Below are 20481 nucleotides of genomic sequence, written 5' to 3' on the forward strand. Positions count from 1 at the left end.
TGTATCGTCGCGAATCAGGATAAATGATTCGGACACGCCGAATCACTCGTTCCAACCAGGAGCTTTGCATGGCTGCGAAGGACAACGACGAAAGCAAGTCTGCCGAGAGCGAGGAGGCCTCGCTCGATATGAGCCAGGCCGCGGTCAAGAAGATGATCGCCGAAGCTCGGGAAAAGGGGTACATCACCTACGACCAGCTGAACCAGGTCCTTCCGCCCGACCAGGTCTCGTCCGAGCAGATCGAGGACGTGATGTCGATGCTCTCCGAGATGGGCATCAACATCATCGAGGACGAGGAAGCCGAGGAAGAGGCCGGATCGACCGAGGTGACGACCACCGGCGCCAAGGAACTGACCCTCGGCGCGGCCGAGACGGAAAAGCTGGACCGCACCGACGACCCGGTGCGGATGTACCTGCGCGAGATGGGCAGCGTCGAGCTGCTGAGCCGCGAGGGCGAGATCGCCATCGCCAAGCGCATCGAGGCTGGCCGCAACACGATGATCGCGGGGCTTTGCGAAAGCCCGCTGACCTTCCAGGCGATCACGATCTGGCGCGACGAACTGCTGTCCGAAGACATCCTGCTGCGCGACGTTATCGACCTCGAGACCACGTTCTCGGGCCAGATGGGCGACGATGACGACGAGCCGGTGATCGAGGCGGCGAACGTGTCCTCGGCCCCCAAGGACCGGTCGGACGAGCCCGAGCTGGATGCCGATGGCAACCCCATCGCCAAGGACGACGACGAAGACGACGACGAGCAGGCCAACATGTCGCTCGCCGCGATGGAATCCGCGCTCAAGCCGCGGGTGCTGGAAACGCTCGACCGCATCGCCGAGGATTACGCCCAGCTGTCCGAAATGCAGGACAGCCGGATCTCGGCCACGCTGAACGAGGATGACAGTTTCTCGGACGTTGACGAGGCGACCTACCAGAAGCTGCGGTCGGAGATCGTGCAGCTGGTGAACGGGCTGCACCTGCACAACAACCGCATCGAGGCGCTGATCGACCAGCTTTACGGCATCAACCGCCGCATCATGCAGATCGACAGCGCGATGGTGAAGCTGGCCGACCAGGCCCGCATCAACCGCCGCGAATTCGTGGACGAGTATCGCGGCTATGAACTCGACCCCGCCTGGCTGGACCGGATGGCCGAAAAGCCCGGGCGCGGATGGCAGATGTTCATCGAACGCTCCTCGGCCAAGGTCGAGGACCTGCGCGCCGACATGGCGCAGGTGGGCCAATATGTCGGCCTCGACATTTCCGAATTCCGCCGCATCGTGCAGCAGGTCCAGAAGGGCGAAAAAGAGGCCCGCCAGGCCAAGAAGGAAATGGTCGAGGCGAACCTGCGCCTGGTGATTTCCATCGCCAAGAAATACACGAACCGTGGTCTGCAATTCCTTGATCTCATTCAGGAAGGCAACATCGGCCTGATGAAGGCCGTGGACAAGTTCGAGTATCGCCGCGGCTACAAGTTCTCGACCTACGCGACCTGGTGGATCCGCCAGGCGATCACCCGGTCCATCGCGGACCAGGCGCGCACGATCCGCATCCCGGTCCACATGATCGAGACGATCAACAAGCTGGTCCGCACCGGCCGCCAGATGCTGCACGAGATCGGCCGCGAGCCGACGCCCGAAGAGCTGGCGGAAAAGCTGCAGATGCCGCTCGAGAAGGTCCGCAAGGTGATGAAGATCGCCAAGGAGCCGATCAGCCTCGAGACGCCCATCGGCGACGAGGAAGACAGCCAGCTGGGCGATTTCATCGAGGACAAGAACGCGGTCCTGCCGCTGGATTCCGCCATTCAGGAGAACCTGAAGGAAACCACGACCCGCGTTCTGGCCAGCCTGACCCCGCGCGAGGAGCGGGTTCTTCGGATGCGCTTCGGCATCGGCATGAACACCGACCACACGCTGGAAGAGGTCGGCCAGCAGTTCAGCGTGACCCGCGAACGGATTCGCCAGATCGAGGCAAAGGCGCTGCGCAAGCTCAAGCACCCGAGCCGCAGCCGCAAGCTGCGGTCGTTCCTCGACCAGTAAGGGCAGGGGGCGCATGTCCGGCGAGCCTCGCGCGGGCACGGCGCCCCTGTTCGACCCCCGGCAGCCCGAGACCGATCTCGGCCGCATGCTCGACAAGGCCGCGCCCCCCGGGCGCGGCTATTTCATTGCCTTCACCGCGCGGTCGGGCAGTTCCTGGCTGTCGGACCTGTTGTCCAGCCACGGCGGGCTGGGTCACCCCAAGGAATATTTCAACCCCGGTTTCCTGCCCACCGGGGCCGCGCGGCTTGGCGCGCGCGACGCCGCGACCTATGCCGCGCGGTCGGCCAAGCGCACCGCGCGCGCCGGGGTGCACGGGGTCAAGCTCACCTCGACCCAGGCCGTGCAGACCTTCGGCTCCATCCCTGCCTTCCTGGACCTGCATCCGGGCTATGCCGCGCTGCTGCTGGTACGGCGCGACATCATCCGACAGGCGGTCTCGCTTTACCTCATGCGCTTCCAGTCCCGCGTCCATTCGATCGAGGGGCAGGGCGAGGGCGACCGCGTCGAGGATGCGCCCTACGACGGCGACGCCATCCGCAAGCGCGCGCGGCAGCTCGCCGCGCAGGAGGAGGCCTGGGACGCGGCCCTTGCCGGGCGCCCCGTGCTGCGCCTGTGCCAGGAGAACATGCTGGCTGGCGACCCGGCTGCCCTGGTGGCCCGCATCGCCGCCCATGTGGGCGTGCCGGCGGGCACGGTGCCTTCCGTCGCCAGCCGCCACCGCAAGATCGGCACCGACCTCAATGCCCGCATGGCGGCGCGGTTCGCGGCCGAGATGCCGGGTTTCGTCACCAAGCTGGCAGAGGCCCGCGCGGACCGGCTGGCGCGGCTCGAGCCGCCGCTGGGCTGAGGTCCGGAATCCCTGACTACCCGGTCCGGTCCCGCGCCTGTACCCTATGCTTCTGCGACGCAATGAAACTTTCTGCCGGTTTCCGCGTTGGTGATGCAAAGGAGGACGTCACATGAAACGCGCTGCCCCTGTTCTGATTGCCGGCCTTGTCCTGACCGCATCCGCTGCCATGGCTGCCCTTGTCGTTGCCCCCGAGGACCTGCTGCCCGGCATCGACGCCCCCGAACCCCGCGGCGAGGTGATCGAGATCGCCGTGCCCGCCGCCGACCTCGAACGCTGCCAGGAGACCGTCGCCAACGTGCTGAGCGCCCCGGTCGATGCGCCCGCCAAGGTCTTTGTCGAGCCCGTCGCCATGACCGCGCCCACCGTGGTCTGCGTGGTCGAATAACGGCACCTCTCAAGCCGATCTTAACCGGCATGGGGCAGTCTGCCGTCACCTACACGCGGAGAAGCCCCATGTTCCGAATCCAGACAGCGCTGACCCTGGCTGGCGCTCTCGTTGCCGCGACCTTCGCGGCCGCCGCGACCCCGCCGGCGCAGCCCGGCACCCCCATCCTCATTACCGTGCCCGTCGAAGACCTCGCCCAGTGCCGCGACACGCTGACCAGTGTGCTGCCCGCCGCGGCCGAGGCGCCGCGTGGCGCGGCAGGGCAGGTGCGCCCGGTGGCCCGGCCCCCTGTACGCTGCGTGCCGGGCTGACTGCGGCAAAGCGCGTCATGGTGCGCACGACCCCGGGGTTTAGCTTTGCGGCATGCCCCGGAGGCTTCCGCGATGTTGCACGTGTCCGACCTGCCGCCCGATCTGCAAGCCCGCCTGGGCGGCCGTGATCTGATCGTCTTTGACGGCGTATGCGTGCTCTGCTCGGGCTTTTTCCGCTTTGTCCTGCGCCATGACCGGGCCGGTCGCTTTGCATTTGTCACGGCGCAGTCACAGCTGGGTACGGCGCTTTATGCCGCGCTTGGCCTGCCGACGACCGAGTACGAAACCAATCTTGTCATTGTCGAGGGCCGCATCCACCGCCACGCCGGCGCCTTTGCCGCCGCCATGGGCGCGCTGGGCTGGCCCTGGCGCCTGGCCGCCCCCATCGGCCTGATGCCGCGCTGGCTGACCACGCCCGCCTATCTTTTGATCGCGCGCAACCGCTACCGGCTGTTCGGTCGCCACGACAGCTGCATGGTCCCGCCCCCCGACCTGCGCGCCCGCTTCCTGGCCGGCGGATGGAGCTAGGGGACCCCTTCGCCCATGCCTGCGCCGCGCGCGGTGTCGCGATGCCCCCGGTGCTGCGCGATTTCCACGGCGCCCCCGGCATCTGGGCGGGTCAGGCCGAGGTCACCCATGGCCGCGGCCCGCTGGTCCGCCTGGCCCCCCGCCTTGGCGGCTTTCCTCCGCCCGGGACCTGTGCCGTGCGGGTGGACACCGCGCCGCACGGCTGGACCCGCGATTTTGGCGGCCACCTCACCCGTTCGCGCCTTTCCTTCGACGCCGAGACAGGCGAGATCGTCGAACGCTTCGGCCCCTTCGCCATCCGAATGACCCCGCAGGCCTCCCCTGACGGCATCGACCTCGCCATCACCGGCCTGCGCCTGTTCGGCCTGCCGCTGCCCCGCCCCCGCAGCGCGACGCGCGAACGTGCCGAAACCGCGACCCGCCTGCGGTTCGACGTTTCGGCCACGGCCCCTGTGCTTGGCCTCATCATCCGCTACAAGGGGTGGTTGGAAAGACAGGAGCCCCCCGATGCAGACCACCTTCACCATTCCGACTGAAGGCCAGGGCCTGTACGAGATCACGCGCGAGGTGACCGGCTGGGTCGCGAACGCCGGCCTGCGCGACGGGCTGCTGACCCTCTTTGTCCGCCACACTTCGGCCAGCCTGCTGATCCAGGAAAACGCCGACCCCGAGGTGCGCACCGACCTGCGCAATTTCTTCACCCGCCTCGTGCCGCCCACGACCGATCCGAGCATGGCCTACCTGACCCACACTTACGAGGGGCCGGACGACATGCCGGCCCATATCAAGGCCGCGCTGCTGCCGGTCAGCCTGCAGATCCCGGTCGCCTCCGGCCGGCTTGGCCTTGGCACCTGGCAGGGCATTTACCTCTTCGAACATCGCGACGCGCCGCACCGGCGTGACATCCTTGCACATCTTTGCTGACAGGACCTTGTGGCGCGTCATTACCCTCTATCCAAATCTGGGGCGCCCGCCTATGATCCTGTGGATAAGGGGGCCAAGATCCCCAATCAGAGGCGGTGACAAGGGAAAGGGGACAAGGGAATGCGTTGTCCGTTTTGCGGCAATATCGACACGCAGGTGAAGGATTCACGCCCGGCCGAGGACCACGTGTCCATCCGCCGGCGCCGGTTCTGTCCGGCCTGCGGCGGGCGGTTCACGACCTATGAGCGCGTGCAGCTGCGCGACCTCGTGGTCATCAAGTCCAACGGCCGGCGCGAGGATTTCGACCGCGACAAGCTGGAACGCTCGATCCGCATCTCGATGCAGAAACGGCCCGTCGAGCCCGAACGCATCGACCAGATGATCTCGGGCCTCGTGCGGCGGCTGGAAAGCATGGGCGAGACGGACATTCCTTCGAAGTCCATCGGCGAGATCGTGATGGAGGCGCTGGCCCGGATCGACACCGTGGCCTACGTGCGTTTCGCCAGCGTTTACAAGAACTTCCAGGCGGCAGACGATTTCGACAAGTTCGTGGCCGAGCTGCGCCCGGATCCGAACTCCGAGGCGTGAACGACGCGCGTTACATGGCCCTGGCCCTCGGGCTGGGGCGGCGTGGCATGGGGCGGTGCTGGCCGAACCCGGCGGTGGGCTGCGTGATCGTGAACGCGGGCCGCATCGTCGGCCGTGGCTGGACGCAACCCGGCGGTCGCCCCCATGCGGAAACGGTGGCGCTGGCCCAGGCCGGGTCGCTGGCGCGGGGTGCCACGGCCTATGTCACGCTCGAACCCTGCGCCCATCACGGCAAGACGCCCCCCTGCGCCGAGGCGCTGGTACGCGCTGGCGTGGCCCGGGTCGTGTCGGCCCTGCAGGACCCGGATCCGCGGGTGGCGGGCGGCGGCCATGCCATCCTGCAAGAAGCGGGGATCGAGGTCACCACAGGCGTGCTCGCGGACGAGGCCGCGCAAGACCACGCCGGGTTCCTGACCCGCATCACCCGCGGCCGCCCCCGGCTGACGCTCAAGCTTGCCCTGTCGCTCGACGGGCGCATCGCGACGGCCACGGGCGAAAGCCAGTGGATCACCGGCCCCGAAGCGCGTCGCCATGTCCATTCACAGCGCGCGCGTCACGACGCGGTGATGGTCGGCGGCGGTACGGCTCGCACGGATGACCCGTCGCTGACCGTGCGCGGGCTCGGCATGGCGCACCAACCCCTCCGCATCGTCGCCTCGCGCCGCCTGTCGCTGGCCGAGGATGGACAGCTGGCCCGCACCGCGACCGAGGTCCCGGTCTGGCTGCTGCATGGCTCGGATGCCGACCCGGAGCTGGCCAGCCGCTGGCGCGCCCGGGGCGCGACCTGCCTCGAGGTGCCAGTGATCCAGGGGCGCCTGTCGCCCTCGGCCATGCTGGACATGCTTGGCGTCGAGGGCCTCACGCGCGTCTACTGCGAAGGCGGCGGCACCTTCGCCGCCTCCTTGCTGGAAGAAGGCCTGGTCGACGAATTGCACGTCTACACGGCCGGCCTCGCCCTTGGCGCCGAAGGCCAGCCCGGCCTCGGCGCCCTCGGCCTCGACCGCCTGGCCGAAGCGCCACGTTACCGGCTCACGACGCTGCGCCAACTCGGCCCTGACATCTTCCACCGCTGGCAGCGCTGATCGCCCGATCCGCCCTTCATTGTGCCAATAAACTTCGGGGAGTGTGAGGGGCTGGCCCCTCACTCCGACGTCGATGTCGCAGCGCCTCCGGCGGGAGTATTTGCGGAATAATGAAAGCAGGCGCGCCCATTCCCATTCATTATTCCGAAAGTACTCCGGGGGGCGTCACCAAAGGTGACGGGGGGCAGCGCCCCCTGCCAGATCACCGCCAAAGATGCGCCTGGCTGGCGAAGACACCCTGCAGCTTGGCCAGCAGCCGGTTGGCCAGCCCGGGATGCGGGATGCGTCCCTCGGCCAGCCGCTCGGCCACGACCTCGACGGGGCAGGGCGCGCCGGTCACCGGGTCCCAGTAGCGCGGGTAGTCGATCAGCGTGGCGTGGACCAGCGCGGGCAGGGCAACGCGGTGCTTGCGGCGGCGCGGCGGCACAGGGCCGCGGTCGGTGGTCAGGCCCCAGCCGGCGTAGAAAGGCGCGCCAAGGCAGACCACCTTGCGCCCGCGCAGCAGTGCTTCGAACCCGAGACCCGAGGTCATGGTCCAGACCTCGTCCACCGCGTCCAGCAGCGCGGCGGGGTCGGCGCCTGGCAGCACGACATCCGCCAAGGCTTCGCCCTCGATGGCGCCCTTGCGCAGGCCCGCTTCGACATCCGGGTGCGGCTTGTAGATCAGCACGGCATCGGGGTTCGCGGCGCGTGCGGCGGCGAGCAGCGCGACATTGGTCCTGACCTCGCCCGCCCCGAGCCGGATCGAGGCATCGTCCTCCACCTGGCCCGGCACTAGGATGCGGCGGCCCGCAGGCAGCTCGGGCAGCGGCGGCAGGCCGGCTCCGAGGTTGTACTTGGTCAGCCCGTCTTCGGTCAGCCTGCGGATCAGCCGCTCGGCCCGTCGCTGCTGGTCGGGCCGCAGGTTCTTCGAGGCAATGATCAGCCTTTCCAGCCGCGAGGGCGCAGAGGGGTCGTAGTAGATGCCGAGATCGTCGAGCACGAGGCTCACTGGCGGCACCAGTTCCGCCCCAAGCCCACGCGAGCGCAGGAAACCGTCTTCGACCCGCACCATGTCGTCGCCCGCGGTGGTGCCCCAACCCATGACGCGGCGGTCGCCGAAATCACCGGGCGCGCGCCGGAACCGGACCGCCACCTGCTGGCCGAAATAGCGCTGCATGTGCGGGCGTTTCCAGAGCCGCATCCCGCAGGCAATCCAGCCCGTGCGATCCTCGCGCCAGGCGCGGACCTGCGCCTCGAGCGCATCCAGCACCTCCTCGAGCTGGCAGAGCCGGTCGCGGAACGGGTCGTACCAGCGCGGATAGAGGATCATGGCGGCGGCAAAGAGCTGCGCCCGCGTCAGGTTGCGCTGGCGCCGGTCGAGCGGCGTGAAATCCTGCGTCAGCCCCCAGCCGGCATAGAAGGGCTGGCCGAAGACATGCGGCTTGTGGCCGGCCAGGATCGCTTCGAACCCCAGCTGGGACGACACGGTGTAGACCGCGACGGCGCCTTCGAGCAGCAGCCAGGGCGAGATCGGCTCGTCGTGGAACTCCATCCCCTCCGACAGGTCGCCCGGCTCGAAATAGCCCTTGCGGTGGCCGGCGCGGGTCTCGGGGTGCGACCGGATCAGGATGCGGGCGGCGGGATGGGCCTCGCGCGCCTCGAACAGCATCTCGCGAAAGGTGTTGCGGTCGGCGCGGCTGGCCGTGACCGAGGCATCGCCCTTGGTCTGGTCGATCACCAGCACGTAGCCGGGGGCGGGCGGGTCGATATCCGTGCGGGTGGCGGCGTATTTCGTCAGGTGGCTGTCGCGCAGCCGCGCCATGGCATCGCGCGCGCGGTTCAGCAGGGCGGTGTCGTCCAGCGGGTGGGTGGCCAGCAGCTCTTCCAGTTCCGACGGCCGGGCGGGGTCGAAATGCACGCCCTTGGCATCGAGCATCAGCCCGACCGGCGGCTCTCCGTCCCGACCGGGGAACAGCGAGCGCAGGAAGGCATCCTCGACCCGCAGCACCGGCGCGTCGCGGCGGGCGGCCACCGCCTCGCCCCGCGGCGCTGTCGGCGACATGCCCCAGACGCCGACCATGTCGCCGTCGCCCGGCAGGCCCAGCTTGATGTCGTAGCCCGCCAGCTCGAGGATGCGGCGCACGCGGCCCTGGGTCAGGAACCCGCCGTTGTAAACGTAAAGCCGCCGGGGACGGGCCCCGGCGGCTTGGTCATCGGATGGCGCGGGGCCCATGGTGTCAGCCGCCGACGCCCAGCGTCGAGGCGGCGGTGCCGACCGAGCCGATCGCACCGAGCGAGCCGGTGAGCGCGGCAATCGTCTTGGACCACTGGGTGAAGGGCGCCTCGGTCACGTACAGCGTGTCGTCGTCGCGCACGCTGAAATCGCGCGCCATGAACATCCCGTTGGGTTCCGTCAGGTCGAGCACGTAGACCATGCGCTGCGGGCCCACCAGATCGCTGCGGCCCAGCACCTGGCCGGCGATCTCGGCCGGCTCGTTGCGGAACACGAAGACGCCGGTCGGATCGGCCGCCGAGGCGGTCAGGCCGCCGACGCGCGCGATGGCCTCGACCGCCGACAGGGTCTGGCTTTCGAAGGGCACGCGGGCCTGGCTGCCGGTGGCGCCCAGCGCGGTAAAGGCGCGGGTGTCTTCCTCGACCAGGATGCGGTCACCGGCGCGCAGGGCGATGTCGTTTTCCGGGTGGTTGAACAGGTCCTGGAACCAGATCGTGCCCTTGTGCCCGCCGCGGATCAGCGAGACCTGGGCGATTTCCGGCTCGATGGTGATGCCGCCCGCCTGCGCCAGCATGGCGCCCAGCGTACGGGTGGGCCGCTCGATGGCAAAGACGCCCTGCGTGCCGACCGAGCCGACCAGGCTGACCGTCGCGCCGTCGCCTGCGATGCGGCGCACCTCGACCTGCGGGTCGGGCGTCTGCTCTTTCAGCTTGTCGGTGATGATGCGGCGGACCGCTTCGGGCGAATTGCCCGAGGCTTTGATGCGCCCGGCATATGGCACGAAGATAAAGCCCGAGCCGTCGACCTGCACCTCTTCCAGCGTGGTGGAATTGGCGGTCTCGGCAGCCAGCAGGCCATCGTCGACGTTTTCCCAGATCGTCAGGCCCAGCGTGTCACCGGGGCTGATCGTGTCGCTGCCGACGCGGCCGGCGTTCAGGAAGGCATCGCCAAAGCCAAGCGCGGGCACGACCCCGGTCGCGGCGGTCACCCGGTCGTTCACGGCGACGACAAAGGCATCGCCCTGTTTCTGGACGGACCCTGCGTAGATCTCGCGCTTGTTGGGGCCGACGCGGGGCAAGCCGCAGGACGACACCAGTGCAACGGCGGTTACAAGGGCGACGCCTTTCGCCCAGCGGGAAGGATTGGACATCACTGCTCGGTCTCCTGGACCCGTTCTTGTTGTTGACCCGCGCCGGACCTGGCGGCCGGACGGAAATTTGCCCCGGGTTGTCCCGGATGCACTGCCTCAATCTGAACGCTAGACGGGAAGGCCTGCAAAATCCATCCCTTGGACGGGAAAGCTCAGGTCACGACCCGCAACTGTTGCCGTGGCGCCGCGGTGCCCTTGCGCAGCGCGTCATAGGGATCTTCGGGCGACAGCATCATGTCGACCACCAGCCGCAGCAACTGGCGCCGCCCCTTGGCCGAGTAGAACCCGCCCGGAACCTGGCTGGTTTCCAGCAGGTACCGGCGGTAATCGAGGTAGGCCCGGGCGTCGGGCCGGGTGGCGCCGCCGAAGAATTCCGCCAGCGGCTGGGTCGAAACGAATTCGGGCTTGGCATAGACCGCCGCGCCGAAGGTCTTGAGCGGGATGCCCCGCCAAAGCACCTGTTGCCCGGCGGTGGAATTGACCGTCACGGCGCTGCGCGCGTCATTGAGCAGCTGCGCCAGCTTGCCACCGCGGATGTAGTGCACGCGGTCCTCGACGCCATGCTCGCGCGCGAGACGCTTGAGCGTGGCGCGGATCGGGGCGCGGCCATCCTCGAGCGGATGCGCCTTGACCACAAGGTGGTGATGCCCCGGCGCGCCCTTGGCGAACCCCTCGACCACCACGGCCAGGAAATCCGTCATGGACCCGAAGGGCGAATGCATCTGGAAGCTGCTGTCATGTTCCAGTTGCAGCAGGCACATGTGGTACGGGTAGCCGCCGCCGCGCACGCGCCAGGTCCGCAGGATGCGGTCGGCGGCGGTCATCGGCATCGTCAGCAGCCGCTTGACGTAAAGCCGGAACTCCTGCGCCACGCCCAGGGCCCGGTGCGGGCGGAAGTTGCGGAAGGCGCGGTTCCGGAACATCACGAACCAGTGGTAGAGCGCGCCGTAAAAGATGTGGTGCCGCATGTCGCCCCAGTGCGATGGGGGCAGGGGGGTGTCGGCCTCGCAGAATTGCAGCGCCTGCTGCATCTCGGCCACGGACATGTCCATCAGCCGCGAATGGCCGTTCGAGCCGCCGCGCTCATAGGTCACCCAGTAGGGGCGCATGTAGCCTTCCTCGAAGACATGGACCATCAGGCCCAGCGCGCGCGCGGCGCTGACCGCTTCGGCATGGACGAACCGCGTGTCGCCATAGAGCACGATGTCGGTGATGCGCTTTTCGCGGGCGATCTCGCGGAAAGCGGCCGGCCAGTCGGACTGCTGCGCCGTGAAGGGCAGAAAGCTGGCGCTGTCGAACCAGAACGCCCGGTCGCCGGCGTTGAAACCCACGCGCCAGACCTCGGCGCCCGCCATGCGCAGCATGCGGCCGAGCTTCCAGAAGAAGGGACCATGCGGCCCCTGCAGGAAGAGGAAGCGGCGGTTATCTCCGGCGGCGTTGCCCAAGGTTCTGAAATGTCCCATAAGATCGAAGGTATACCCCTATACCTTGCGGCCGGGTCAAAAATGTGGCGCGGGTGGGGCGATTGTTTCGAATGAGGCGCAAAGGAGAGCCGGGCATGTTCACGGGCATCATCACCGACGTGGGTCGGATCGCGCGGATGGAGCAGCGCGGCGACCTGCGCGTGCGAATCGAGACGCGCTATGACACCAAGGGTATCGACATCGGTGCCTCGATCGCCTGCGACGGCTGTTGTCTGACGGTGGTTGCCCTGGGGCCGGACTGGTTCGACGTGGACGTGAGCGCGGAAAGTGTCGCGAAGACCGCGCTGGGGCGCGGCGCCTGGGCCGAGGGCAAACGGGTGAACCTCGAACGCGCGCTGAAAGTGGGGGACGAGCTGGGCGGGCATATCGTGTCGGGCCACGTGGACGGCGTGGCCGAGGTGATCGCCATGACGGACGAAGGCGACAGCACCCGCGTGACCTTCCGCGCGCCCGAGGCGCTGGCGCGCTTCATCGCGCCCAAAGGGTCGGTGGCGCTGAACGGCACCTCGCTGACGGTCAACGACGTGGCCGGGCGCGAGTTCGGCGTGAACCTGATCCCGCACACCCAGGCCGTGACGACCTGGGGCGAAACCCGCGTGGGCGATCCGATCAACCTCGAGATCGACACGCTGGCCCGTTACGTCGCCCGCCTGACCGACTACGCCTGAGCCAGCATTGTTCGGGGCACATGCGCGCGGTGCCGCGAGACCGGCCCGGGGCCGGTCCCGCGCCATGACCTCCGGCAAGAGTATTCCAGGAAAGTTGCAAGACGGATCCGGTTCCTTGTTCATCTTTCCGGAAATATCCCGGGGAGCTCGAGTGGCAGCGCCCCTCGTTTCCTTGTACCGCGCCTTCGGCGCGAGGGCCTGGCGCCTCCCTCCGCAGGACAGGTGACGCCTCCGGCGGGAGCATTTGAGGAAAAGTGAAAGCAGCGGCCCCGGATCCCTCTTCATCTTGCCGATAAACTCCGGGGGTGAGGCCCAGGGGGCCGAGGGGGCTGGCCCCCTCTGCGCCTGTTCAGCCCGCGCAACACCCCGAATTCGAACGAGCCATCGCCGCCTGCGCGCAGCCGCAGCTGGCCGCGATGCCGTCGCTGCGGGCCTGGGCGATGGCGAGCTTGCCGGCGATCAGGCGCCGTTCGGCCTCGGGGGCGGCGCGGGCGTCGAGGCAGGTCATGAGGCCATACAGCGACCAGACGTTGTCCGGGTGCTGGCAGGCGCGGGGCAGGGCGCCCGCAAGGCCCAGGTCCTCGCGGTAGACCTTCTCGGCCTCTTCCATGCGCCCCTGTTCCAGCAGCAGCGCGCCAAGCGCGTGGCGGGTGGGCTGCATCCAGCCCCAGGGCTCGTCGTAGGGGAGCGCGTCGTCCAGTGCCACCGCGCGGCGCAGGTGCGCAAATGCCACGTCGTAGCTGCCCTTGCGGTACGCGAGCTCGCCCCGCGCCATTTCGGTGGCGATGTCCAGCAGGTCCACCACCCGGCAATTGTGCAACAGGCGCGTCTCCGGCACGGCCGCCTTCGACGCCTCGAACCGGGACATCTGTGTCTCGGCCTCTGCCACCCGGCCGAGCGCCGAGAGGGCGACGGTCTTGGCGTAGTCGATCATGGCCGTGAGCGTGCAGTAGAGCGCCCGCTCCTCGGGATAGCCCATGGCGACGATTTGGTCCCACTTGCCGAAGCGCACGAGGATATGCGGCGCCATGGACAGGTAGGCCTCGAAATAGTCCGCCATGGGCGGGCTTTCTATCCGCAGCATCTCTTCGGGCACGGTGGCTTGCATCCGGGCGAGGGCGGCATGGGCCGGGGCCTCGGCCCCGAGGAAGAGCGCGGCGTAGATGGCGAAATGCTCATCGTGGATCCGGTAGCCGGTATAGAGGTTCATCGCGCCCATTCGGTCGTAATAGACCATGTTGGCGCGGCTCGCCGCCTCGTTGGCGCGCAGGGCGGCGGCGTAATCGCCGACCTGGATGTCGATATGGCTGGGCATGTGGACAAGATGCCCGGCCCCCGGCGCGAGGGTCCGCAGCACGTCGGCCTGGGGCAGGGCCAGCTCGGGCCAGGGCGACATCTCCATCAGGTGAACGTAAAGGTGCAGCAGGCCCGGGTGCGCCATGCCGCCGGGGCGGGCGAGCGCGGTCTCGAGCACGGCGCGCGTCTCGGCCGTGACCGGGCCGGGGGCGCCATCGAGCGTCCACATCTGCCAGGGGGTCAGGTTCATCAGCGCATCGGCAAAGATCGTGGCGGTGTCGAGGTCCTCGGGAAAGAGGGCATGGACATCGCGCATGGCCGCCGCGAAATCGGCATCCCAGCCGCGCATGGTCTCTTCCTCCGCCGGGGTCGCCTGCGGATAGCGCCGGGGCAGGGCCGCGATCAGGGCCTGTTCGACGGGCGCGGCCGCGTCGGCCCCTGCCAGGGCTGCCTCGGTCGCGGTATGGGCTGCCGCGAGGGCCGCCGCGCGCCCCGCCTCGTCGTAGATCGCCCAGGGCATGTTGTAATTCGGCCCCGTCGCCCAGGCGATGCCCCAATGGGCCATGGCCAGCGACGGATCGGCGGCCAGCGCCTCGCGGAAACAGGCGATCGCCTCTTCGTGGTTGAAGCCGTAGCACCACATCAGCCCCCGGTCCCACCAGGTCTGCGCGGCGGGCACCTGGGTCGTGACGGGACGCCGGTAGGGGCCGAGATCGTAGGGGTAGTCCATCGCGGGCCTCCTCAGCTGGGCCCGCCCATCGTCGGGATGCAGGCAGGAAATGGCAAGTCCCTGCTCGACATGCACGCTGGGCGTGTTACGCCTGTACCGGACGGCAAACGAAAGGGACCGACATGAAACGCAAGGGCTCGGCCGCATGGCGCGGCGATCTGAAGACCGGTGGCGGAGAGATCTGGACCCAGTCCGGAGTCATCAAGGACGCCAAGTATTCCTTTGGCCGCCGCTTCGGCGAGGATCCCGGCACCAACCCCGAGGAGCTGATCGGCGCGGCCCATGCGGCCTGCTATTCGATGGCCTTGTCGGCCAACCTCGGCGAGTCGGGCTATGAGCCGGATTCGATCCGCACCACGGCGACGGTGACGCTGGACCAGGACCGGGACGGATTCACGATCACCGAGATCCACCTGGACGTGAAGGCGCAGATCCCCGGCATCGACGACGCCACCTTTCGCGACATCGCGGCCGAGACCAAGTCGACCTGCCCTGTGTCGCGTGTGCTGAAGGCGCGGATCACCATGGATGCCGTGCTCGACATGTAGCGCCCCGATGACGACGGGGCGGAAGGTGATCCCTCCCGCCCCGCGTCCCGGTCGACCCGAAGGCCGTCACTTGAAGTTGCGGCTTTCCTTGAGCTGGTCCCAGGCCCACATGACCTCCTGCAGCTGCTCTTCCTGGCTGCGGTCGCCGCCGTTCATGTCCGGGTGCAGCACCTTGATCAGCGCCTTGTAGGCCTTGCGCACCTCGGCCTTGGTGGCGGATTCGTTGATCTCGAGGATCTCGACCGCGCGCCGCTCGGTCGGGGGCAGGCGCTTGCCGCCGCCGGTGGCGGCCTTGTTGCGCCCCGGGTTGCGGGTCGCGTTCTCGCCCAGCACCTGGTGCGGGTCCTCGATCCCCAGCCGCGCCCAGGCCCGCGCCTCGGGGTCGCGGAAATCCTTGGTCTCGCGTTCCCAGACCTTGTCCTTGGACATCTGGGCGTTCAACTCGGCCTCGGTCTGGCCCTGGAAGAAGTTCCACTTGAGATTGTATTCGCGGATGTGCTCCTTGCAGAACCAGAAGTAATCATCCAGCACGTCGGGCGCTTTCGGCGCCCGGTACTGGCCGGCTTCCTCGCAACCCTCGTGTTCGCACAGGCGCGTGGAGGTTTCGGACGCGCCCGACATGCCGCGCCGCCCACGTGGGTTCTTCTTCTTGGACGACGACACGGACATGTCGAAACCGAAGGGGTCAGGTCTGCTCATTGATCTCACCTTTTCGACTCAGGCGCTCAAGGATAGGCTATGGGGCACAGAATTGAAGAGGCAGGACGCGAAAAAATGACCAGAGCCGAAGAAATCGAGACCCGTCTGCGCGCCGCGTTCGCGCCGCGCGAGCTGATCGTCGAAAACCAGAGCAACCGGCACGCGGGGCATTCCGGCGACGACGGCACGGGCGAGAGCCATTTTGCCGTGCGAATCCGGGCGACGGGATTCGCGGGCCAGAACCGCCTGGCCCGGCACCGGGCGGTGCACAAGGCGCTGGGGCCCGACCTGGTGGGCGAGATCCACGCCCTGGCGCTCGACATCGACGCGTGATCCGGGCCGCGCGCCTGGACCGGCCAGGGCGGGGCAGGGCGCTGCCCTGGGTCTGCCTCCGGCGGGAGTATTTCGGGAAAAGTGAAAGCAGGGCGCAGGGGATCCCCTTCATTGTGCCCCTAAACTCCGGGGAGTGTGAGGGGCTGGCCCCTCACTCCGTCCTCGGCCACAGGCGCCTGCCGCCCGAGCGGTTGGAGGCACAGGACAGACCGGGCGCCCGCCGCCTCATCATTTGACCGGGCATGTTGCGGGGCACCCGGTGGCGCGCGACGGGCAGGCCCCGGGCTTGCACTGGCGGGCCGACAAAGGCGCGCAAACCGGCTTCGCAGCCTTGTCCCCGCAGCACCCGTCACACCTGGGACGGACCGTGCGCCGCTCGGTCCTGCGATCACCGGCGGCTGTCGTTGTCCTCTGCGAAATCCTTGACCCTCTCCTCGGCCGCGCGGGTCCAGTCGTCGGGGTCGGGAGCGGAGTCTTGCCGGGTCTCCGTCTCCGCTTCCCCCTCCGCGTCATCGGTCTCGGGCATCTCGTCTTCAGCCGTGTCGTCCCCGGCCGCCTCGGGCAGGGGGGTGTCCTCGACCAGGGCCTTGCGGAACACCAGGACCGAGCGCCAGTTGGTCACGTGGCCGGTCAGGCCCGTGCGTTCCTCGCTTGGCAGGGTGTCGGCGCGCAGGTAGTCCCAGCCCTCGGCACCCATCTCGTTCATCAGCCGTTCCAGAGCATGGGCGAACCGCCCCTCGGCGCTCTTGACGCCCTTGGCCTTCTCGCCCTTGGCCGGGGCCGGAACGACCCTGTATGCGTAGCGTGTCATCACCCGCCCCCTTGTTTCCCGGGGCGCGGGATAGCAGGCGGCGGCGGGCTTGGAAAGGCTCGCGGCATCTGCGCCCGCGTGCCGAGCGGCGCGCCCGGTCTACCCGGCCCGAGCGCTGGCCCGTTCTTGTGCGCCCGCCGAGGCGACGTGCATCCTTGCCAGCAGGTCGCGGCCCGCTTAGCGTGGCCGCGTATTCAACCCGGTCACGGAGACCGCCAATGCCTTTCCTGATTGCCGCGCTCGGGATCGCTGCCGCGGCCTGGTTCTACGTCATCCGCGCCCGCAATGCCCATCACATCGCCACCGAGCTGATGGAGGCCGCCAATGATGTCCGCCTTGCCGCGCGGCGCTTCGGCTTTACCCGCCGGTCCAGCCAGCACCCGGTCGAGGCGCTGGACGATCACCGGCTGGCCATCGCCGCGCTGGGCGAGGCCTTCGTCGAGCTCGATGACCTGCCCACGGCCGAGCAGCGGCGGGCACTCGCCGCCTCGCTTGGCCGCGCCACCGGCCTGACGCTGGCCGATGCCGAAGAGATGCTGATCCTTGGCCGCTGGCTGGTCGGCCAGTGCGGCGGCGCGGTGCAGGCGATCCCGCGCATCGGCCGCAAGCTGTACAAGCTGCGCGGGGCCGAGGGGTTCCAACCCCTGATCGATGTGGTGCAGGCCACGGCGCAGGCCGGCACGGGCCAGTTGAGCCCCAGCCAGAAAGAGGCGCTCGAGGACCTGCGCCGCGCTTTCCGGTTGGGCTGATCGCGTCCCCGACAGCGTTTGTATACCACCGAATCCCGTTGCCGCGCGCCGCGCCGGAATGCGACGGACCTTCGCCATTGAACAGGTTAATTTGCATGTGTTAACCATTTATGAAGAAACGATTTTTGGTTAACCTTGGCCTTTGACCGGAACTCCCGAACAGGCCCCCGGTTTCTTCGGACCTTCGTCATGGATTTGTCCCAATTGGCGGCGATCCCCGAGGTCCAGATAACAACAGGTGTCGCCATGTCGATCCACGCCTTCCCGAGCATCAGCCGCCCGTCCGTCACAGGCAAACCGTTGCACCTGACCCTGCCGGTCGATCCCGCCTCTTGCGCGCTGCCGATCCGCCAGGCCTGGCGCGACCGCGCGCGGGTCAAGGCAACGATGAAGCGATGGAACGACCTGTCGCATCTGTTCCGGACAGAGGATGCCAAGCGCAGCACCGCGCCCGACTGGATGCCCGTGACGCTGTTGCTGGCGATGGGCGCGCGCGACGCCTTGCAGGAGGCAGGCAGCCTTTCCAAGGTGCCCACGGTCGAGATCATCGAAAGGCTGATGGCCAACTACCCGTCGGACTACGTTCCGGCCCTGCTGGCCGCGCTTGGCCACATCGATCTGGGCCAGTCCCTGCGCGGCACCGTTCCGGCCAGCAGCCTCAGCCCCGATCGCGACGCCGCCTATCGTGCCCATATCGACCGCGCGGCCGAGATCGTGGACGTGATCTCGAGATACGCTCCGAACTCGGCCGCCGTGGCCACGGCCCGCTGTGCGGTGCTTCCCGCGTCGTCGGACCCGACGCTGGGCGTGCGCGCCGAGTTCAAGCGGCTGATCGACCTCGACCCCACCAACCCGATGCACATGCGCGGGCTCGGCACCTACCTGCTGCCGCGCTGGTTCGGCTCGCATGACCGGATTGAGGAAGAGGCGCGCAAGACCATGGACCGCACCCGCGGCATTTGGGGCCGGGGCGCCTATGCCTGGGTCTGGATGGATGCGCTGGCGCTGGACGAAGAGGCCGCGGCCACGATGAACCCCGAGCTGTTCCTGGAAGGCGTTCACGACATTCTGGCCCGCGCCGAGACCCCGCGCGAGGCGAACCTCTGGGCCGCCTTTGCCGGGATCACCATGCGCCCCGAGCCCTGCGAGCGTCCGGGCCGGGCCAGCGACAACCGCGCGCGGCTGCACAAGGCCTTCCGCTGGATCATGCTGGACCACGTCTCTGCCCTGCACCCCGCCTACTGGTCCGAGGCCCTGCACCGCCTGTCGCCCTGCGACACGGCGATGCGCCGGTTGCGCCGCTCGACCCTGCCCAGCCGCGACTCGATGGGCCGTTTCGTGCAGTCCCTGCCGCAATACATGCCCGAGGGCTTCGGCTTGCAGGTCCTCATGTGCGAGGCGAGCCCTGTCCAGGTGCAGCCGCGTCGACTTTCCCGCGCCGCCAAGCATTGAAACCCGGGCGGGCTTTGGCTAAGCCATCCCCGTTGACACGACGGGAACGAAGCCATGCTGGACCTGACCTATGAGACCCCCAAGCCCAAGGTGATCGCGGGCGCCAAGTACGATTGGGAACTGGTGATCGGCATGGAGGTCCATGCCCAGGTCGCCAGCCAGGCCAAGCTGTTCTCGGGCGCCTCGACGCGCTTCGGGGCCGAGCCCAATTCCAACGTGTCGTTCATCGACGCGGCCATGCCCGGCATGCTGCCCGTGATCAATGAATATTGCATCGAGCAGGCCGTGCGCACGGGCCTGGGCCTGAAGGCGGCGATCAATCTCAAGTCGGCCTTCGACCGCAAGAACTACTTCTACCCCGACCTGCCGCAGGGCTACCAGATCAGCCAACTCTACCATCCGCTGGTGGGCGAGGGCGAGATCCTCGTGGACATGGAGCCGGGCATCGCCCGCCTCGTGCGGATCGAGCGCATCCATGTCGAGCAGGACGCCGGCAAGTCGATCCACGACATGGACCCGAACATGTCCTTCGTCGACCTCAACCGCACGGGCGTGGCGCTGATGGAGATCGTCTCGCGCCCCGACATCCGCGGCCCCGAAGAGGCCGCTGCCTATGTCACCAAGCTGCGCCAGATCCTGCGCTACCTCGGCACCTGTGATGGCAACATGCAGAATGGCAACCTGCGCGCCGACGTGAACGTCAGCGTCTGCCGTCCCGGTCAATACGAGAAGTACCAGGAAACGCAGGATTTCTCGCATCTCGGCACGCGCTGCGAGATCAAGAACATGAACTCCATGCGGTTCATCCAGATGGCCATCGATTACGAGGCCAAGCGCCAGATCGCGATCCTCGAGGCGGGCGGCAAGGTCGACCAGGAAACGCGCCTCTATGACCCGGACAAGAACGAGACCCGCTCGATGCGGTCCAAGGAGGAAGCGCACGACTACCGCTACTTCCCCGACCCCGACCTGCTGCCGCTCGAGATCGAGCAGGCCTGGGTGGACGATATCAAGGCCTCGCTCCCCGAGCTTCCGGACGCCAAGAAGGCGCGCTTTGTCGGTGATTTCGGCCTGTCCGAATACGACGCTTCGGTGCTGACCGCCGAGGTGGCGAATGCCGCCTATTTCGAGGCCGTGGCGGGTGAGGCGGGGGACGGCAAGCTCTCGGCCAACTGGGTCATCAACGAGCTCTTCGGCCGGCTGAAAAAGGAAGACCATTCCATCGAGGACAGCCCCGTGTCCCCGTCGCAGCTGGCCGGGATCATCAAGCTGATCAAGTCCGATGCCATCTCGGGCAAGATCGCCAAGGACCTGTTCGAGATCGTCTATACCGAGGGCGGCGACCCGGAAAAGATCGTCGAAGAGCGCGGCATGAAGCAGGTGACCGACACCGGCGCCATTGAGGCCGCCGTGGACGAGATCATCGCCGCCAACCCCGCGCAGGTCGAAAAGGCCAAGGCCAACCCCAAGCTGGCCGGCTGGTTCGTCGGACAGGTGATGAAGGCAACGGGCGGCAAGGCGAACCCGAAAGCGGTGAATGAGCTCGTCGCGCAGAAACTTGCGCAGGCATAACGCATCCTGCGGGCAAGCTGCACCCGGTCGCAGGTCCGCGCAACGCTGCCCCTTGAACGACCTCTTGGTG

The 20481-nt window shown here is 68.0% G+C and carries 21 protein-coding genes; 15 read left to right on the forward strand and 6 right to left on the reverse strand.

All coding sequences use genetic code 11. The annotated features are described in order from the left end of the window. Positions 1-68: 68 nt before the first annotated feature. The 9 genes from rpoD to ribD all read left to right on the forward strand — a co-directional run bounded on the left by rpoD (position 69) and on the right by ribD (position 6704). A complete protein-coding gene (gene rpoD / locus MF270_RS16610) occupies positions 69-2036 on the forward strand; it encodes an RNA polymerase sigma factor RpoD (protein ID WP_238367031.1) in 1968 nt (655 codons plus the stop codon). Between the two features lie 13 nt (positions 2037-2049). Continuing rightward, complete coding sequence (locus MF270_RS16615) at positions 2050-2883, forward strand: Stf0 family sulfotransferase (protein WP_238367032.1); 834 nt, start codon at positions 2050-2052, stop codon at positions 2881-2883. Between the two features lie 112 nt (positions 2884-2995). Continuing rightward, positions 2996-3271, forward strand: a complete 276-nt coding sequence (locus MF270_RS16620; RefSeq protein WP_238367033.1) for a hypothetical protein — start codon at positions 2996-2998, stop codon at positions 3269-3271. 68 nt (positions 3272-3339) lie between these two features. After that, entirely contained in the window at positions 3340-3582 is a 243-nt protein-coding gene (locus MF270_RS16625) for a hypothetical protein (protein ID WP_238367034.1), read from the forward strand. A 72-nt stretch (positions 3583-3654) separates the two neighbouring features. Beyond that, positions 3655-4110, forward strand: a complete 456-nt coding sequence (locus MF270_RS16630) for a thiol-disulfide oxidoreductase DCC family protein (protein ID WP_238367035.1) — start codon at positions 3655-3657, stop codon at positions 4108-4110. After that, a complete protein-coding gene (locus MF270_RS16635; protein WP_238367036.1) occupies positions 4101-4646 on the forward strand; it encodes a DUF4166 domain-containing protein in 546 nt (181 codons plus the stop codon). Before MF270_RS16630 ends, MF270_RS16635 begins: the two co-directional genes overlap by 10 nt. Then, positions 4618-5034 (forward strand): secondary thiamine-phosphate synthase enzyme YjbQ, encoded by a 417-nt coding sequence (locus tag MF270_RS16640; RefSeq protein ID WP_238367037.1) that lies wholly within the window; start codon positions 4618-4620, stop codon positions 5032-5034. Before MF270_RS16635 ends, MF270_RS16640 begins: the two co-directional genes overlap by 29 nt. Before the next feature lie 120 nt (positions 5035-5154). Continuing rightward, positions 5155-5622, forward strand: a complete 468-nt coding sequence (gene nrdR, locus MF270_RS16645; RefSeq protein ID WP_238367038.1) for a transcriptional regulator NrdR — start codon at positions 5155-5157, stop codon at positions 5620-5622. A 14-nt stretch (positions 5623-5636) separates the two neighbouring features. After that, positions 5637-6704, forward strand: a complete 1068-nt coding sequence (gene ribD / locus MF270_RS16650) for a bifunctional diaminohydroxyphosphoribosylaminopyrimidine deaminase/5-amino-6-(5-phosphoribosylamino)uracil reductase RibD (protein WP_238367113.1) — start codon at positions 5637-5639, stop codon at positions 6702-6704. A 202-nt stretch (positions 6705-6906) separates the two neighbouring features. On the opposite strand, the gene MF270_RS16655 is transcribed toward ribD, so the two are convergent. The 3 genes from MF270_RS16655 to MF270_RS16665 form a co-directional block, all read right to left on the reverse strand. Then, entirely contained in the window at positions 6907-8919 is a 2013-nt protein-coding gene (locus MF270_RS16655) for a capsular polysaccharide biosynthesis protein (RefSeq protein WP_238367039.1), read from the reverse strand. A 4-nt stretch (positions 8920-8923) separates the two neighbouring features. Continuing rightward, complete coding sequence (locus MF270_RS16660; protein ID WP_238367040.1) at positions 8924-10069, reverse strand: polysaccharide biosynthesis/export family protein; 1146 nt, start codon at positions 10067-10069, stop codon at positions 8924-8926. A gap of 152 nt (positions 10070-10221) precedes the next feature. Further along, positions 10222-11532: a capsule biosynthesis protein gene (locus MF270_RS16665; RefSeq protein WP_238367041.1), complete on the reverse strand. Its 1311-nt coding sequence runs from the start codon at positions 11530-11532 to the stop codon at positions 10222-10224. A gap of 95 nt (positions 11533-11627) precedes the next feature. Between MF270_RS16665 and MF270_RS16670 the strand changes: the two genes are divergently transcribed. Beyond that, positions 11628-12221 (forward strand): riboflavin synthase, encoded by a 594-nt coding sequence (locus tag MF270_RS16670; RefSeq protein ID WP_238367042.1) that lies wholly within the window; start codon positions 11628-11630, stop codon positions 12219-12221. Between the two features lie 349 nt (positions 12222-12570). On the opposite strand, the gene MF270_RS16675 is transcribed toward MF270_RS16670, so the two are convergent. Further along, positions 12571-14247 carry a hypothetical protein gene (locus MF270_RS16675; protein WP_238367043.1) on the reverse strand — a complete coding sequence of 559 codons (1677 nt, stop codon included), beginning with the start codon at positions 14245-14247 and terminating at the stop codon, positions 12571-12573. A gap of 122 nt (positions 14248-14369) precedes the next feature. On the opposite strand from MF270_RS16675, the gene MF270_RS16680 reads away from it, so the two are divergent. Then, positions 14370-14795 (forward strand): OsmC family protein, encoded by a 426-nt coding sequence (locus MF270_RS16680; protein WP_238367044.1) that lies wholly within the window; start codon positions 14370-14372, stop codon positions 14793-14795. Positions 14796-14861: 66 nt separating this feature from the next. Here the strand turns inward: MF270_RS16680 and MF270_RS16685 are convergent, their stop codons facing one another. Further along, on the reverse strand, positions 14862-15494 hold the full coding sequence (locus tag MF270_RS16685; protein ID WP_238367045.1) for a J domain-containing protein: 633 nt from the start codon (positions 15492-15494) through the stop codon (positions 14862-14864). A gap of 75 nt (positions 15495-15569) precedes the next feature. Here MF270_RS16685 and MF270_RS16690 point away from each other — a divergent pair, with 75 nt between their 5' ends. Beyond that, a complete protein-coding gene (locus MF270_RS16690) occupies positions 15570-15827 on the forward strand; it encodes a BolA family protein (protein WP_238367046.1) in 258 nt (85 codons plus the stop codon). A gap of 388 nt (positions 15828-16215) precedes the next feature. On the opposite strand, the gene MF270_RS16695 is transcribed toward MF270_RS16690, so the two are convergent. After that, positions 16216-16638 carry a DUF4177 domain-containing protein gene (locus MF270_RS16695; protein WP_238367047.1) on the reverse strand — a complete coding sequence of 141 codons (423 nt, stop codon included), beginning with the start codon at positions 16636-16638 and terminating at the stop codon, positions 16216-16218. 218 nt (positions 16639-16856) lie between these two features. Between MF270_RS16695 and MF270_RS16700 the strand changes: the two genes are divergently transcribed. The 3 genes from MF270_RS16700 (at position 16857) to gatB (ending at position 20411) form a co-directional block, all read left to right on the forward strand. Continuing rightward, positions 16857-17387: a hypothetical protein gene (locus MF270_RS16700; protein WP_238367048.1), complete on the forward strand. Its 531-nt coding sequence runs from the start codon at positions 16857-16859 to the stop codon at positions 17385-17387. Between the two features lie 189 nt (positions 17388-17576). Then, positions 17577-18839, forward strand: a complete 1263-nt coding sequence (locus tag MF270_RS16705) for a hypothetical protein (RefSeq protein ID WP_238367049.1) — start codon at positions 17577-17579, stop codon at positions 18837-18839. Between the two features lie 54 nt (positions 18840-18893). Continuing rightward, positions 18894-20411 (forward strand): Asp-tRNA(Asn)/Glu-tRNA(Gln) amidotransferase subunit GatB, encoded by a 1518-nt coding sequence (gatB, locus tag MF270_RS16710; protein WP_238367050.1) that lies wholly within the window; start codon positions 18894-18896, stop codon positions 20409-20411. Positions 20412-20481: the final 70 nt, after the last annotated feature.

Origin of the sequence: Mesobacterium pallidum (assembly GCF_019966535.1) — a bacterium.
Taxonomy (GTDB): domain Bacteria; phylum Pseudomonadota; class Alphaproteobacteria; order Rhodobacterales; family Rhodobacteraceae; genus Mesobacterium; species Mesobacterium pallidum.

Excerpts from the sequence above, each read along its gene's own strand:
- rpoD (WP_238367031.1), top strand. The coding sequence starts at position 69 with ATGGCTGCGAAGGACAACGACGAAAGCAAGTCTGCCGAGAGCGAGGAG.
- MF270_RS16615 (WP_238367032.1), top strand. The coding sequence starts at position 2,050 with ATGTCCGGCGAGCCTCGCGCGGGCACGGCGCCCCTGTTCGACCCCCGG.
- MF270_RS16620 (WP_238367033.1), top strand. The coding sequence starts at position 2,996 with ATGAAACGCGCTGCCCCTGTTCTGATTGCCGGCCTTGTCCTGACCGCA.
- MF270_RS16625 (WP_238367034.1), top strand. The coding sequence starts at position 3,340 with ATGTTCCGAATCCAGACAGCGCTGACCCTGGCTGGCGCTCTCGTTGCC.
- MF270_RS16630 (WP_238367035.1), top strand. The coding sequence starts at position 3,655 with ATGTTGCACGTGTCCGACCTGCCGCCCGATCTGCAAGCCCGCCTGGGC.
- MF270_RS16635 (WP_238367036.1), top strand. The coding sequence starts at position 4,101 with ATGGAGCTAGGGGACCCCTTCGCCCATGCCTGCGCCGCGCGCGGTGTC.
- MF270_RS16640 (WP_238367037.1), top strand. The coding sequence starts at position 4,618 with ATGCAGACCACCTTCACCATTCCGACTGAAGGCCAGGGCCTGTACGAG.
- nrdR (WP_238367038.1), top strand. The coding sequence starts at position 5,155 with ATGCGTTGTCCGTTTTGCGGCAATATCGACACGCAGGTGAAGGATTCA.
- ribD (WP_238367113.1), top strand. The coding sequence starts at position 5,637 with ATGGCCCTGGCCCTCGGGCTGGGGCGGCGTGGCATGGGGCGGTGCTGG.
- MF270_RS16655 (WP_238367039.1), bottom strand. The coding sequence starts at position 8,919 with ATGGGCCCCGCGCCATCCGATGACCAAGCCGCCGGGGCCCGTCCCCGG.
- MF270_RS16660 (WP_238367040.1), bottom strand. The coding sequence starts at position 10,069 with ATGTCCAATCCTTCCCGCTGGGCGAAAGGCGTCGCCCTTGTAACCGCC.
- MF270_RS16665 (WP_238367041.1), bottom strand. The coding sequence starts at position 11,532 with ATGGGACATTTCAGAACCTTGGGCAACGCCGCCGGAGATAACCGCCGC.
- MF270_RS16670 (WP_238367042.1), top strand. The coding sequence starts at position 11,628 with ATGTTCACGGGCATCATCACCGACGTGGGTCGGATCGCGCGGATGGAG.
- MF270_RS16675 (WP_238367043.1), bottom strand. The coding sequence starts at position 14,247 with ATGGACTACCCCTACGATCTCGGCCCCTACCGGCGTCCCGTCACGACC.
- MF270_RS16680 (WP_238367044.1), top strand. The coding sequence starts at position 14,370 with ATGAAACGCAAGGGCTCGGCCGCATGGCGCGGCGATCTGAAGACCGGT.
- MF270_RS16685 (WP_238367045.1), bottom strand. The coding sequence starts at position 15,494 with ATGAGCAGACCTGACCCCTTCGGTTTCGACATGTCCGTGTCGTCGTCC.
- MF270_RS16690 (WP_238367046.1), top strand. The coding sequence starts at position 15,570 with ATGACCAGAGCCGAAGAAATCGAGACCCGTCTGCGCGCCGCGTTCGCG.
- MF270_RS16695 (WP_238367047.1), bottom strand. The coding sequence starts at position 16,638 with ATGACACGCTACGCATACAGGGTCGTTCCGGCCCCGGCCAAGGGCGAG.
- MF270_RS16700 (WP_238367048.1), top strand. The coding sequence starts at position 16,857 with ATGCCTTTCCTGATTGCCGCGCTCGGGATCGCTGCCGCGGCCTGGTTC.
- MF270_RS16705 (WP_238367049.1), top strand. The coding sequence starts at position 17,577 with ATGGATTTGTCCCAATTGGCGGCGATCCCCGAGGTCCAGATAACAACA.
- gatB (WP_238367050.1), top strand. The coding sequence starts at position 18,894 with ATGCTGGACCTGACCTATGAGACCCCCAAGCCCAAGGTGATCGCGGGC.